The 1,241-nt window shown below is 46.5% G+C and carries 2 protein-coding genes; both read left to right on the top strand.

Features of this window, described 5'->3' with window-relative positions; genetic code table 11:
• Positions 1–538 (top strand): 4Fe-4S dicluster domain-containing protein (locus KFV02_RS11385; protein ID WP_353617350.1); only part of this gene is annotated, 538 nt, incomplete at its 5' end.
• A 166-nt stretch (positions 539–704) separates the two neighbouring features.
• On the top strand, positions 705–1,241 hold a 537-nt coding region (locus KFV02_RS11390; RefSeq protein ID WP_252381670.1), incomplete at its 3' end, for a CoB--CoM heterodisulfide reductase iron-sulfur subunit B family protein.

A 1,241-nucleotide genomic window follows, 5' to 3' on the forward strand; every position in this document is an offset into this window, starting at 1 on the left:
CTTAAACAGGAGATTAGAGACAATGGAAGTGTTAAAGATAGAAAAAGAAAAGATAGATGAAGCTGTCCAGAAGATATTGGAACTGGGCGGTGAAGGGATATTGAAATGCGTTCAATGCGGTGCGTGTTCAGGTGTGTGCCCCGGAGTGAGGGTAGGACTTACTTCCCTGTGCCGGCTACTTATTCGCAAACTGCTTAACGGTCAGTTAGAGGAGACCATCGAGGATATGTCCACCTGGGGATGCCAGGCCTGTAATCGTTGTACGGAAATCTGTCCCCAGGGCGTGAGACCAATGGAGGTAGTCTTTGCTTTCAGGCGGTATCAGGCCTCGGAACTGGCCATGTCAACTTCTGCCTTTGGCCCACAGATGAATCTTTATGAAAAGGGTCATGCTGTAATTACCGATGCTGCCGCCCAAAATCGTAAAAAGGTTGGTTTGCCTGAGAATCCCCCCACAGCCCTGAACAATGAACAGGCTCAAAAAGAGATCCAGACAATTCTGGATAACAGCCCCATGGCTGACCTGGGGATATTTTAAGCGAGACAGGGGAAGAAGAAGTTGGGAAGACAGGAGGATGATAAGTTGAGCTGGTGCTAAGATGGATGGGCTAAACTCCCAACTCCCGACTCTCTGCTTGTACAGGGGCGAACAGCAAAACGCTAGCGAGGCATAAACAGCGTAAGCTATAATAAGGAGATAGGTTATGGAGAAGTTCGGATTATATTTGGGCTGCAATATACCATTTAAGGCGCCCGATATTGAACAATCTTTTCGTAAAGTTTTACCTGCTCTGGGTATAGATATAGTTGATCTGGAAGGGGCATCCTGTTGCCCTGCCTGGGGGACCGCGCCTTCTTTCGACCTGGACACCTGGCTGACCATTTCCGGCCGCAATATCACCCTGGCCGAAGAACAAAATGCCAATATCGTGACCGGCTGCAACAGCTGCTTTGGGGTATTAAGCGAAGCCAAGCACATGATCGAGCATAAGCCCGGCAAAAAAGAAGTAGTGAATGAAAAATTGGCTCAGATTGGCCGAAAATATCAGGGTACAGCCAAGATATATCATGTTGCCCATGTATTATACGATATTGTTGGCCCGGAAAAGATTAAAGAAAATATTAAATACAGTTTGGAAGGATTAAAGATAGCAGTACAGCCGGGATGCCATATTTTATGGCCTTCTGACGTAATGGAAGTGAAAGAGGAAAATCCATTTTTCCCGACACAATTAAAAGAA

Source organism: Desulfovulcanus ferrireducens, assembly GCF_018704065.1.
GTDB lineage: Bacteria > Desulfobacterota > Desulfovibrionia > Desulfovibrionales > Desulfonatronovibrionaceae > Desulfovulcanus > Desulfovulcanus ferrireducens.